Genomic DNA, 12788 nt, shown 5'->3' with positions numbered 1-12788 from the left:
GATAGTCTTATTTTTGTAGCGTTCTTTTCAGCAATATTAAGGGTTTCTTCTAAGGTTATGCTGTATGCGTTTATTAATGGTACTGCTATTAGACTAAGTATTAGCTGTTTTTTCATTTTTTTCACCTTTAGTTTATAGCTTTAACCGGCATTCCATCTTTCAGCATCATTAAGTTTGTAATAGCTATTTTATCACCTTCTTGAAGATTTCCTATTATATCTACAAAGCCAAAAGATTGATTGATTACATCTACTTTTACTTTAAAAGCTTTTCCATCCTGGATTTTATACACAAAACTTTCATTTCCTGCTAAAAGCAAAGCTTGCTCAGGAATTCTAAATCCTTTTTTTACATCAACAACTATGTTAGCTTTACCGTACATATTTTCTTTTAATTTGTCATCAGGATTTTCTACTAATGCTTTTACCACAATCAAGTTATTTTGGTCAAGGGATGAAGATATATAATCTATTTTTCCTTTGACCTTTCCTACTCCATCTATATCAATATCTATTAAACCTCCGATTTTTATATTTTTTATATACTGCTGCGGTAGGCTAAAGACTGCCCATAGCGGACTAGGCTTTAAGATATAAAACATTTGTGTTTGACTATCTACATAATCTCCAATGCTTATAAATCTTTTATCAACAATTCCATCAAATGGAGCTTTTATAACTGTTTCGTTTTTCTGTCTTTCATACTCTTTTAATGTTGCTTCAGCTGAGCGGAGTTGATTTAAAGCAATCTCCATATCTGTTTTAGCATTGTCAACTTCTTCTTTGGCTATAAGTTCTTTTTCAAACAGCTGTTTTCTTCTTTCATATATAGCTTTTTTATTCAAATAGTTTGCTCTAAGTTGTTCTATGACTGAAATTTGTGATTCTATTTGGTATTGTTCTTTTTCTGGTTGGATTATTGCAAGTGGCTGTCCTGCTTTGACATACTGTCCTTCTTCTATAAATAATTTTATTACTCTGCCATTAACTTGTGGTTTTAAAGTTGCTGATGTTTTTGCTTGTAATGTTGCATTTGCTGTATAGATTATTGGGATTTCTTGAGATTTTAGCTCTAAAACTTTTACAACCGGTGTAGGTTTTTGTTTTGGCTGTTCTTGTTTTTTAGGATTTATAGACTTGACTATAAATAAGCCAACGGCTAAGATTGCTATGGCTATTAGTATTGGAATGATTTTATTTTTCATTTAAATCCTCTTTGACTGATTTATCAGTCATAATTATACGACATTGAAATAAATAGTGTCAAGGAGAAGAATATTACTCAAATAAAGAGGTCTACTATTTAATCAGATTAAGTGCTCTTGTGCTTATCATCAAGATATAAAACAGAAACTATTGATAGATTTTTACTTGATGAGTTTTCAATTCCTCATAGGTAGGCTACAAACGATGCGGAGTTTTTGGACAATTTAGCCGTATTTGAAGGTTTCAATTCCTCATAGGTAGGCTACAAACTATTCCGTTGTCGTCTTCATCTATTTTTCCGGGAATTGTTTCAATTCCTCATAGGTAGGCTACAAACTCCATCTCCCTGATTATATACAAAAAAAATTAAGCCCATTTCAATTCCTCATAGGTAGGCTACAAACCCGTCAACTTTTAACCTATGAAATTAGATGACTTTCTAAGTAGAGTTCAGCGCAGGCTACAAACCCGTCAACTTTTAACTCAAAAATAAATTCGCAAAAATCTTATTCAATTGCCAATGTATAAAACATTATACCAAATTTTTAAAAAATCCGCAAGTTGAAGTTTTTTGCAGCAAACCTCGATATATAGAAAATATATTATTATATTTTATACTTCAACTTCCCATCACAAGCCAACCGCTGAAAACCACAAACTCAGAAGCTCGCTGCAAATACCACTCCTTAACTTCCCGATCTTAAAAAATTTTAAAATAAAAAAACTCCTAAATCTCAAAAAACTTAAATGCTTAAAATTTCAAAATCAAAAAATCTAATATAACAAATACTTACATTCACTTTTCAAAAAATCTTTTTAAAAACATCACTACACAAGCTTAAATCAAGCATCAAAAGATAAAATCACATTATCAATACCTTAGCTTTACTGACTGCTAAATCATCTCACCAAGCCATCAAGCAATCTAACAAAAAACACTAAGCTATTGATAAACAAACTTCTAACGTTTCACTTCTCACGTCTCACGTTTCACTTAAAATAAGCTTGTGTGTGCTAACCTATTCAATTGCCAAGGTACAGTTAAAAAAATTAAAAAGCTATTATAAATATACAAAAAAATTTTCTATATGTCAAGCAGAAATAGAGGGTGTTCCAAAATTTTCGTAAGCTTAACTTTTCGTGCCATCTTGAGGACAAAGTCTAAAGAATCTCTTTTTTGATTTTTTAATTTGAAAACAAAATACGAGATTCTTCGCTACGCTCAGAATGACACCATTGGATAACTCTAAGCAAAATTTGAGAGGGTGTTCCAAAATTCCTGTAAGTTTACCTTTCCTTGTCATACCGAAGCCGTTGGTTGAAGAATTTCGTTTTTTGATGTTTTTTGAAAAGAAAAACAGGAGATTCTTCGCTGGCTGCAGATGACTATGTGAATTTTTGGAATACACTTAGTAGAAATTTAAAGCATACTACTATTTAACATATGCTAAAATTTTTAAATTCTATAAAATAGTCTTAGAGGTGATAAGAAAATTGGCATCTAACAAGAATGTAGCTTTTTCAGGAATGGTTGGGAATATTTTAGAATGGTATGATTTTACTTTATATGGCTATCTTGCTGTAATTTTATCTCAGCTATTTTTTCCATCAGAAAACGAAACCGTATCACTTCTTGCATCGTTTGGGGCGTTTGCTGTAGGATTTTTCTTTAGACCTCTTGGCTCTGTTTTGTTTGGATATATAGGTGATAAGTACGGTAGAAAAAAGGCTTTGATACTTTCTATCTTTTTGATGGCTATACCTACATTTTTGATAGGATTACTTCCAACCTATCAGCAGATTGGGATTTTAGCTCCAATACTACTTACTTTTTTTAGAATACTTCAAGGGCTGTCAACAGGTGGAGAGTATACAACTTCCGTTACGTTTGTGGTAGAGCATGCACCAAAAGACAGAAGAGGCTTTTTTGGAAGTATAAATTTACTTGGTGCTGTGATTGGAATTATGTTTGGTTCTTTAATGGGAGCGTTTTTAACTTCTACTTTCGATAAAGAAACTTTACTTGATTGGGGTTGGAGAGTTGGATTTTTATTTGGAATAGTATTAGCTATAGTAGGAATGTACATTAGAAAAAACACATCTGAAACACCGGAATTTTTAGCAATAGAGGAAGAAAACAAAACAAAAAATCCACTACTGAAAACATTCATACACCATCCAAAAGAGTTTTTAATAGCTATTATCTACAGTAGCTTACAAGGTGTAGCGTTTTTCTTATTATTTGTCTATATGCCAACGTTTTATAGTAAAGTATTAAAAATTGAGATGTCAAAGGCTTTGTTTATAAACAGCTTTGCGATGTTTGTTTTGATAATCTTAATACCTGTAATGGCTCATTTGTCAGACAAGTATGGCAGAAAACCATTTTTATTAGCATCTACATTTTTATATTCAGCGGCTTCTGTATTTTTATTTAAAGCAATTTTATCAGGCGATATCCGTATCATTGTAATGTCTCATGTTGCGTTTGCTGTAATATCATCACTGTTTATGTCTATACTTCCTACATTCTTGGTAGAAAACTTTCCGCCGGATGTAAGAAATACTGCGTTTTCTGTTGGATACAACATATCTCTTGGAATATTTGGCGGAACAGTTCCTATGGTTGCTACGCTTCTAATTCAAAAAACAGGTATTTTATACTCTCCGGCTGTTTATCTTTCTGCGGTTGCATTTATATGTTTTCTTACTACTTTATTTATAAAAGAGTCTTTCAAAAATGAAATATAGGTGATTAACATGCCAGCATTAGCTAAAAAAACAGTTCATGATTATTTAAAGCTTCCAGAAGGCTCGCCATATCAACTTATCCAAGGGGAGCTTGTTACGAGTCCAGCTTCAAGTATTTTTCATCAAAAGATATCAAAAAGAATTTTTCAGATTTTGTATAAAAATATAGAAAATGACCAAAAAGGAGAGGTTTTTTACTCTCCAGTAGATGTATACTTAGACGAAGAGAATGTATTCCAGCCAGATTTAGTGGTTGTTTTAAAAGATAGTAAAGCTAATATAGAAGAGAAGGGAATAATTGGAGCTCCTGATGTAGTAATAGAAGTTTTATCACCTTCAAGTGCATACTATGATTTGGTTGAAAAAAAAGAGGTATATCAAAAATACGGTGTAAAAGAGTATTGGATTGTTGACCCAAAAAGAAAAACAGTAGAGATTTATAAAAACTCTGACGATGGGTTTGTTCTTGTAGCTTCTGCAAGGGAAAACGGTAAGGTGTTTTCTGAAATTCTGAGTTTAGAATTTGATCTAAATGATATTTTTAAAGAGGAGTAGAGGATGGCAAAAATAGTTAAGTTTGGGAATTTTGAAGAAAAACCGGAAGAAAATAAAGAAGAAGTCATTGATGAAGTAGTTTCTCAGTCTCAAAATGATGAAGAAATCCAGATAAAAAAAGCGGTAGAAGAGCATATTCTTGCTAATTTTGCAGTAAAAGAAGTTCTTGAGATGGATATTGTTTACAAAATAAACAAATCTGATATTGGAGTCATTGGGACAGTAGCTTATGAACATAAGAGAAGGGGAGGTCCTTTTATAGCAGATTTTATAGCAAAAGGATATAAAAGCAAAAATCAGTATATAATAGATACGTTGGCTTTTGAGTTAGGTGAACCTGATTTATACAGAAATATATTTACTATATTGAAAGCCAAGAAAGCTTTACCAGAAATCGATTAAAGAGAGGTTTTTTTAAAATGGGCTTACCAAGTTTAAGAATAGGAAAGTATGAATTTGAATATCCAATAATCCAAGGTGGAATGGGTGTTGGTATATCGTGGGAAAATTTGGCAGGCAATGTTTCTAAGCATGGATGCTTAGGAGTCGTATCAGCCGTTGGAACAGGATACAGATATCCTAACTATGTAAGACTAAAAGATGGAAGACCGATAGGAAGTAAGTATATTCACAACAAAGAAGCTTTAACAAAAATAATACAAGATGCAAAAGAGATTGCAGGTGGGGAAAAAGCTATAATAGGCGTAAACATTCTCTGTGCCATTACAGAGTACGATAGAGTCGTTAGAGATTCTATTGAAGCCGGTGCTAAAATAATAATCTCCGGTGCAGGATTGCCACTTAGACTTCCTGAGTATGCGGAAGGTTCTGATGCTGCTCTTGTGCCGATTGTATCTTCTGCAAGGGCTTTAAGGGTAATCTGTAAACACTGGAAAAAGAAATATAACAGACTTCCTGATGCAGTAGTGCTTGAAGGTCCATTGTCCGGGGGTCATCAAGGGATACCTTATGAAGACTGTTTTAAGCCAGAATATCAGTTAGAAAATCTTCTTCCTGAGGTTTTAAAAGAGAGGGATATGTGGGGAGATTTTCCGGTCATAGTTGCAGGTGGAATTTGGAGTAAAGAAGATATTGAGTGGTATATTTCACAAGGTGCTGCCGGCGTTCAGATGGGTACGAGGTTTGTTGGAACTTATGAATGTGATGCATCACCAGAATTTAAAAAAGTTATCATAAATGCAAAAAAGGAAGATATAGTTTTACTTAAATCACCTGTTGGCTATCCGGCAAGGGGAATTGTAACAAAGCTTATAAAAGATATTGAAAGAGGAATAGCTCCGGAAGTTAAATGTGTATCTAACTGTGTGGTACCATGTAATCATGGAGAAGAAGCTAAAAAAGTTGGATACTGTATAGCAGATAGACTTGGAGATGCTTACCTTGGAAGAGTAGAAACTGGATTATTCTTCTCCGGTGCTAATGGATATAGAATTAAAAGATTAGTTCATGTGAAGGATTTAATAAGAGAACTTGTTGAAGGAATACCATCCGGACAAGAGGAGCCGGAAGAAAGCTTAATAGCAAAATGAAATTAGAAGGAATTATCCAAGACCAGCTTAACAGTTTATTAGAGATAAAAACAGATGATGGATATACCATAGAATCAGTTCATTATAGGACTACTTTATGCGTTTCATCTCAGGTTGGATGTTCGGTCAGATGTGCATTCTGTGCATCTGGCTTAAATGGTCTTATGAGAAATCTTTCATCACAAGAGATTATTAATCAGTATGAAATAGCAAAAGACCAAGGATTTGAGATTACAAACATAGCCTTTGCCGGAATTGGTGAACCGCTGTTAAATTTTGAAAATGTTAAGCAAGCATTTGATTACTTTAAGTATATTGGTTTAAAAGTTAGCTTTTACACAACAGGATTTCCCATAAAATACTTTAAAGAGCTACTTCATCTAAATCATGATGGACTGACATTATCTCTACATTCAGTTTTAGAAGAAAAAAGAAAATTCTTAATTCCAAACTCTCATAGCATAGAAGAATTAATTCAAGTCTTTGAAGAACATTTAAAAACTTTATCAAGCAGAAAAAGAAAGCTTTACTCTATTGGATATCTGCTAATTTATGGAGAAAACGACTCTGACGAAGAGTTAGAAGCTTTAGCAAACATTGCAAAAAGATTAAACATTGGAGTTTCTTTGCTTAAATACAATGAGATAGAAAGTTTGCCATTTAAAACTACTCCGGATGAAGAGTACGAAAAAGCATTTTTAAAGCTAAAAAGTCATGGAGTTAGAACAACTTTATCTAATAGATACAGAACAAGAAAAATAGGCGGTTGTGGTACTTTGATGGTAAATAGGTTAACAGGAGTGAGGATGCTCTAAAATTCCTGTAAGCTGTATAATGTATGTATAAAATGAAGTTACCTTTGCTGGTCATCCTGAGGACGTAAGTCTGAAGGATCTTCTCTTTCAATGTCTTTTTGATAGGGAAGAAGGCAAATATGAGATTCTTCGCTTCGCTCAGAATGACGAAATAGATGGCATGAAGGCGGAATTCTTCGTACGGCTACAGAATGACAAAAAACGCAAAAATAGTATTCTTATTACAAATGCAAAATGATAGTATATCAAATCTTAAAATTTTTTCAAATATTCATTCTCTATGAAAGCCTAAATCACTCCACTCTTTAAAATATCATGAATATGAACTATTCCTATTGGCTTGCTGTTTTCAACCACTGGAAGGACTGTTATGTTATATCTTTCCATCAGCTCCAATGCTTGAAGAACATACCAATGTTTTTCAGCTACTTTCGGATTTTTTGTCATAGCATCTTTTGCCAAAGAATTGTCTATACTGCCACCTTTATTTATAAATCTTCTTAGGTCGCCATCTGTTATAATTCCCACTAAATTATTATCTTTATCAACTATCAAAACAGCACCTAAGCCTTTTTCTGACATTTCAATAATAGCTTCTCTCAAAGGTGTATCTGTATAAGATAATGGTAGGTCTTTTCTCATGATATGCTCAACTTTCATAAGCTTTTTGCCAAGAGAACCACCTGGATGAAATCTTGCAAAATCTTCTTCTTTAAAACCTCTTAATGTAAGTAATGCTACTGCCAAAGCATCACCAAGAACAAGGGTTGCCGTTGACGTTGAAGTTGGTGCTAAATTCAGCGGACAGGCTTCTTTGTCAACGTTTAAATATAAAACCACATCAGAATATTTTGCCAAAGTAGAGTCTTTTTTATTTGTTATAGAGATTATCTTGTTGCCCCATCTTTTTAAAATTGGAACGATTGCGATTAATTCCGGAGTTTCACCACTGTTTGAGATGGCTAAAATCAAGTCTTCTTTTTCTACCATCCCAAGGTCGCCGTGAATGGCTTCGGCTGGATGTAAGAAAAATGAAGGTGTACCCGTTGATGAAAAAGTAGAAGAAATTTTTTTGCCTATGATTCCTGATTTGCCAATTCCTGTTATCACAACTTTACCTTTACAGTTTAAAATTAAGTTTACAGCCTTTTCAAAATTTTCATCTAACGAATCTTTAAGTCTGTTTAACGCGTTTATCTCCTCATCTATTGTTTTTTTTGCAATATCCAAAATCAATTTAACTTAGCCTCAGTTATTGTTAGATTTTCTTTTGACCCACAGCCATTGCATCCACCACAGCTGTTTTGTGGCTTAATCATTCCTTTTTCTTCAAGCTCTTTGAAGCTAATTTCAATCGTATCATTTTCTTCGTTTGTTAAGATTATTTTCTCTCTTATAAAATCATAGTATTTAACTGTATAATCTTTGCCGTCCCAATTGATGGTTGAACCAATTTCCGGAAGGTCTTTTTTAATCTCATAATTTCCAAGTTCATAAGTCAAACAGCACATAAGCCTTCCGCAGATTCCTGTAAACTTTGCCGGCGTCGGCGGAAGATTTTGGTCTTCTAAAATTTCTACAGAGATATTTTCAAATTTATCTAAAAATACATTACAGCAACACTGTTGACCGCATATACCAATTGCACCTGCGATTTGAACCCCATCTCTCACTCCAACCTGCCTCATCTCTATTCTCATCTTTATCTTTTTAGCAAGAATCTTTACAAGCTCTCTGAAATCTACTCTACTTTCTGCAGTATAATAGAAAATTACTTTACTTCTGTTTATTGGTATGTAAGCTTTTAAAAGATTCATCTTTAATCCTTGATTGCTTGCTTCTTCTTTACAGGTTTTAAGATGCTCCTGAGCTTCGTTTTCGTAAGCATCAAACTTCATAATGTCTTCTTTTGTTGCTTTTCTAAGAAATTTATAATTTTTTAATTCCGGTGTGTAAACTGTATTACCAAGAACTAAAACAAGCTCCTCACCTTTTTCTGATTCAATAACTACAAAGTCCCCCTTTTTTACACTTACTGGAACCTCTACTTCGGAAAATTTGTTTGTATCAAAAAACCTTATTCTAACTGGTTTTATATTATTCATACAATGCTCCTTTTTGAGTTAGTCTAAAATAAAAGCTTTCAACAATCAACTTTTTCTTAACACCCTTTCTTAAACTTGTAATGGCCAATCTATACTGATTTAAAAATCTTTGATAGTTATCTATATCTTTTAAATCTTTGCTATGCTTAATGTAGAATTTAAAAATTATATCAAAAAAAAGATTTACATCTTCTATATCCATCTTGTCTATCTTGGCTGCTATTGAAAATATACCCTCCGGATGTTTTTTGTTTATCAAAATCCCAACAAAATCTTTAGCCCATACATAAATATCCTCTTTTTTCAATAACGTAGAAGCAATACATAAGCTTCCATCTGATATATCAGCTAGCTCTTTAATCTTTTTTTCATCATTTAATTTTAGACTTAAAATATCAATAACATCCTGATGGCTTAACTTTCTAAATCTAATTTTTTTTAGCCTTGAAACTATTGTAGGAAGAAGCTGATTTTGATTAGAGGTTGTAAGTATGATTAAAGTGTTTGATGGTGGTTCTTCCAAGGTTTTTAGCAACGCATTTGCACTTTCTGTATTTAAATTTTCTGCCTTTTCTATGATTAAAACCTTTCCTTTCGAAGACTTTAAAGAAAGAAAGCTTATAGCTTCTCTAATTTGGTCTATTTTTATCTCTCTGTTGTCAGATTGAACAAGCATTATATTGGGATGCGGTGTTAGGTTTGTGTTTTCATAAACATTAGAAATTAAATTATTGACTAACTTACAATCATTACATACTCCACACCCAAAACCTTCTTTCTTTTCGCATAAAAAACCACGAGCAGTATATAAAGCCAATAACTTTTTACCAATACAATCTTTGCCTTCATATAGTAAGGATAAAGAGTCGTAATTTTTATGTAAATATTTCTTAATCAGTGTCTTTTCTTTCTCGTGCCCGATAACTTTCATATTATACTTCTCTGCTTTAACGAATCGACAATAATTTTGTGTATTTCCATAATGTCCATCGTTCCATCAATGACAACAAATCTATCTTTTTCATTTTCAGCAATCTTTAAAAATCCTTCTCTTAACTTTTTATGAAATTCTATATCTTCACTCTCTATTCTGTCTTTACTTTCGCTTAATCTTTTAAGACTAATTTCAACAGGAATATCTATCAAAAATGTTAAATTAGGCTTTAATCCATCTGTTGCAAGAGTATTTAGATAGCTGACAATCTCATAATCAATCCCTCTTGCATAGTGCTGATATGCAGTTGTAGAGTCAATGTATCTATCTGATAATACTATATAACCGGCTTCTAAGCTTGGTTTGATTATGTTGTGAATATGTATATTTCTGTCTGCTTCGTAAAGCAAAAGTTCAGCTATGTATGGAAATTTTTCATCCCATTTTGAAAGTAATATTTCTCTAATCTTTTGACCTATTTTAGTCCCGCCAGGTTCTCTTGTCTTTATAACATTCTTACCTATACTTTTTAAGTAATCATAAAGAAGATTTATCTGTGTAGTTTTACCTGATGCTTCTATTCCTTCAAACGTAATAAAAAACCCCATTTATCCTCGCATAAATCATAAAAATTTTAACCGCTTGGTATATAATTTTAGCATAAACAAAGTAGGAGGTTTTTAAAATGGCAATAGACAGACAAAAGGTTGAGGAAGTTTTAGAGCAAGTTAGACCATATTTAAGATTTGACGGTGGAGATGTTGAACTTGTTGATGTTGGTGAAGATGGTACTGTTTATGTTAGATTAATGGGTGCATGTTCAGGATGTCATATGTCTTTATGGACTTTAAAAGGCGGTGTAGAGGCAAGATTAAAACAAGCTATTCCTGAAGTTAAAGAAGTAGTAGCTGTAAATTTAGGATAATCACGTAAAAAGAGGTTTTTATCTTCGTTCAGAATGATATTATAGAGATACATAGGCAGATATTCTTCGCTCGGCTGTAGAATGACAGCTTTCAATTTCTGCTTGACAGATAGAAAATTTTTTTGATATACTTATTACATAATTTTTAATTTTTTAACTGTACCTTGGCAATTGAATAGGTAAGCCCGCACAAGCTTGTTTTACGTGAAACGTGAGACGTGAGATGTGAGACGTTAGATATTGGTTTATCAATATCTTAGTGATTTTTGTTAGATTGTTTGAATGCTTAGTGAGATGACTTAGCAGTCATTGAAGTTAAGGTATTGGTAAAGTGATTTTATTTTTTGATGTTTGATTTAAGCTTGTGTAGTGATGACTTAAAAGGGATTTTTTGAAGAGTAGTTGTAAGTGTTTGTTGAAATAAACTTTTTGATTTTTAATTTTTTAATGCTTAATTTTTTGAAAATTTGCAGTTTTTTATTTTAAAATTTTTTAAGATCGGGAAGTTAAGGAGTGATATTTGCAGCGGGCTTCTGAGTTTTGGGTTTTCAGCGGTAGGCTTGTGATGGGATGTTAAAGGATAAAATATAATAATATATTTTCTGTATATCGAGGTTTGCTGCAAAAAACTTCAACTTGCAGGTTTTTTAAAAATTTGGTATAATGATTATCAGAATATTGATAGAGTAAGCTGAAAGCGATTTTATTTTTGAGTTAAAAGTTAACGGGTTCCATCTGAACCGTGTGGGTTATAAAGCATAAACTGTTTCTACCATTTTTCTTTACCTCCTAAGTTCCATCTGAACCGTGTGGGTTATAAAGTCAAACAAAGCAGTATAAAACTCATCCACATGCACTTTGTTCCATCTGAACCGTGTGGGTTATAAAGGACTGAAATGTCAGGAACCTTAACTATTAACTTCTCGACGGTTCCATCTGAACCGTGTGGGTTATAAAGTTTTTAATTTTTCTTTTCCTCCTGCCTTGACCTCTTGCGTTCCATCTGAACCGTGTGGGTTATAAAGCAATCTCTTCATTGTCAAATTCTTCTTCTTCGTCAAGAGTTCCATCTGAACCGTGTGGGTTATAAAGGTGCTCGTCAGTCCCTTGGCGAATGGGACAGGGTTGGTTCCATCTGAACCGTGTGGGTTATAAAGTTTTTAATTTTTCTTTTCCTCCTGCCTTGACCTCTTGCGTTCCATCTGAACCGTGTGGGTTATAAAGCAATCTCTTCATTGTCAAATTCTTCTTCTTCGTCAAGAGTTCCATCTGAACCGTGTGGGTTATAAAGGTGCTCGTCAGTCCCTTGGCGAATGGGACAGGGTTGGTTCCATCTGAACCGTGTGGGTTATAAAGTCATTTCTTTAATGTACCAAGGAGTGGCATAATCATTGTTCCATCTGAACCGTGTGGGTTATAAAGTAGTAATAGAACTCTATCTCTATATCAACAGAACTTCGTTCCATCTGAACCGTGTGGGTTATAAAGTCGGACGGCACGACTAAGGTTGAAAACGTAGTTGATGTTCCATCTGAACCGTGTGGGTTATAAAGCTCTTCTGAAAGTATAAACATTACTTTTTACATAAGTGTTCCATCTGAACCGTGTGGGTTATAAAGGTGCTCGTCAGTCCCTTGGCGAATGGGACAGGGTTGGTTCCATCTGAACCGTGTGGGTTATAAAGTCATTTCTTTAATGTACCAAGGAGTGGCATAATCATTGTTCCATCTGAACCGTGTGGGTTATAAAGCACTAACATTCCTTGACCAACTTATAAGTCTTGATAGGTTCCATCTGAACCGTGTGGGTTATAAAGGAAATTGAGATAAAAAGGAAAGAAGAAGAATTAGGAAGTTCCATCTGAACCGTGTGGGTTATAAAGTTGTTCTATCTTTTTTTTCTTCTTTTTCTTTCTCTGGGTTCCATCTGAACCGTGTGGGTTATAAAG

At 33.3% G+C, this 12788-nt stretch carries 11 protein-coding genes and 2 CRISPR repeat arrays; of the genes, 6 read left to right on the top strand and 5 right to left on the bottom strand.

All coding sequences use genetic code 11. From position 1 onward, the window contains the following. Positions 1-127: 127 nt before the first annotated feature. Entirely contained in the window at positions 128-1204 is a 1077-nt protein-coding gene (locus Q0929_RS07510; protein ID WP_299239398.1) for an efflux RND transporter periplasmic adaptor subunit, read from the bottom strand. 175 nt (positions 1205-1379) lie between these two features. Further along, positions 1380-1673: a CRISPR direct-repeat array (repeat unit 29 nt; unit sequence TTTCAATTCCTCATAGGTAGGCTACAAAC). Positions 1674-2699: 1026 nt separating this feature from the next. Between Q0929_RS07510 and Q0929_RS07505 the strand changes: the two genes are divergently transcribed. The 5 genes from Q0929_RS07505 to Q0929_RS07485 are packed head-to-tail and all read left to right on the top strand — an operon-like array spanning position 2700 to position 6876. Continuing rightward, on the top strand, positions 2700-3956 hold the full coding sequence (locus Q0929_RS07505) for an MFS transporter (RefSeq protein WP_299239396.1): 1257 nt from the start codon (positions 2700-2702) through the stop codon (positions 3954-3956). A 9-nt stretch (positions 3957-3965) separates the two neighbouring features. Further along, positions 3966-4511 carry a Uma2 family endonuclease gene (locus Q0929_RS07500; protein WP_299239394.1) on the top strand — a complete coding sequence of 182 codons (546 nt, stop codon included), beginning with the start codon at positions 3966-3968 and terminating at the stop codon, positions 4509-4511. A 3-nt stretch (positions 4512-4514) separates the two neighbouring features. Continuing rightward, positions 4515-4913 (top strand): hypothetical protein, encoded by a 399-nt coding sequence (locus Q0929_RS07495; protein ID WP_299239392.1) that lies wholly within the window; start codon positions 4515-4517, stop codon positions 4911-4913. Positions 4914-4930: 17 nt separating this feature from the next. Beyond that, positions 4931-6061 carry a nitronate monooxygenase family protein gene (locus tag Q0929_RS07490; protein ID WP_299239390.1) on the top strand — a complete coding sequence of 377 codons (1131 nt, stop codon included), beginning with the start codon at positions 4931-4933 and terminating at the stop codon, positions 6059-6061. Beyond that, positions 6058-6876, top strand: a complete 819-nt coding sequence (locus Q0929_RS07485; protein WP_299239389.1) for a radical SAM protein — start codon at positions 6058-6060, stop codon at positions 6874-6876. The genes Q0929_RS07490 and Q0929_RS07485 overlap by 4 nt, the downstream gene beginning before the upstream one ends. Before the next feature lie 288 nt (positions 6877-7164). Here Q0929_RS07485 and Q0929_RS07480 read toward each other — a convergent pair whose 3' ends face one another. Genes Q0929_RS07480 through tmk form a run of 4 tightly spaced genes read right to left on the bottom strand, consistent with a single transcriptional unit; the run spans position 7165 to position 10523 of the window. Next, complete coding sequence (locus tag Q0929_RS07480) at positions 7165-8112, bottom strand: KpsF/GutQ family sugar-phosphate isomerase (RefSeq protein WP_299239387.1); 948 nt, start codon at positions 8110-8112, stop codon at positions 7165-7167. After that, positions 8109-8981 (bottom strand): regulatory iron-sulfur-containing complex subunit RicT, encoded by an 873-nt coding sequence (ricT, locus tag Q0929_RS07475; RefSeq protein WP_299239386.1) that lies wholly within the window; start codon positions 8979-8981, stop codon positions 8109-8111. The genes Q0929_RS07480 and ricT overlap by 4 nt, the downstream gene beginning before the upstream one ends. Beyond that, entirely contained in the window at positions 8974-9912 is a 939-nt protein-coding gene (locus Q0929_RS07470) for a DNA polymerase III subunit delta' (protein WP_299239384.1), read from the bottom strand. Before Q0929_RS07470 ends, ricT begins: the two co-directional genes overlap by 8 nt. Further along, complete coding sequence (gene tmk, locus Q0929_RS07465) at positions 9909-10523, bottom strand: dTMP kinase (RefSeq protein ID WP_299239382.1); 615 nt, start codon at positions 10521-10523, stop codon at positions 9909-9911. Before tmk ends, Q0929_RS07470 begins: the two co-directional genes overlap by 4 nt. Positions 10524-10600: 77 nt before the next feature. Between tmk and Q0929_RS07460 the strand changes: the two genes are divergently transcribed. Beyond that, positions 10601-10840, top strand: coding sequence for a NifU family protein (locus Q0929_RS07460; RefSeq protein ID WP_299239380.1), 240 nt, complete (start codon positions 10601-10603; stop codon positions 10838-10840). A 728-nt stretch (positions 10841-11568) separates the two neighbouring features. Then, positions 11569-12788: direct repeats of the CRISPR family, unit length 29 nt; unit sequence GTTCCATCTGAACCGTGTGGGTTATAAAG.

Source organism: Sulfurihydrogenibium sp., assembly GCF_028276765.1.
Taxonomy (GTDB): domain Bacteria; phylum Aquificota; class Aquificia; order Aquificales; family Hydrogenothermaceae; genus Sulfurihydrogenibium.
This window is presented reverse-complemented; position numbering and strand designations above follow the sequence as displayed.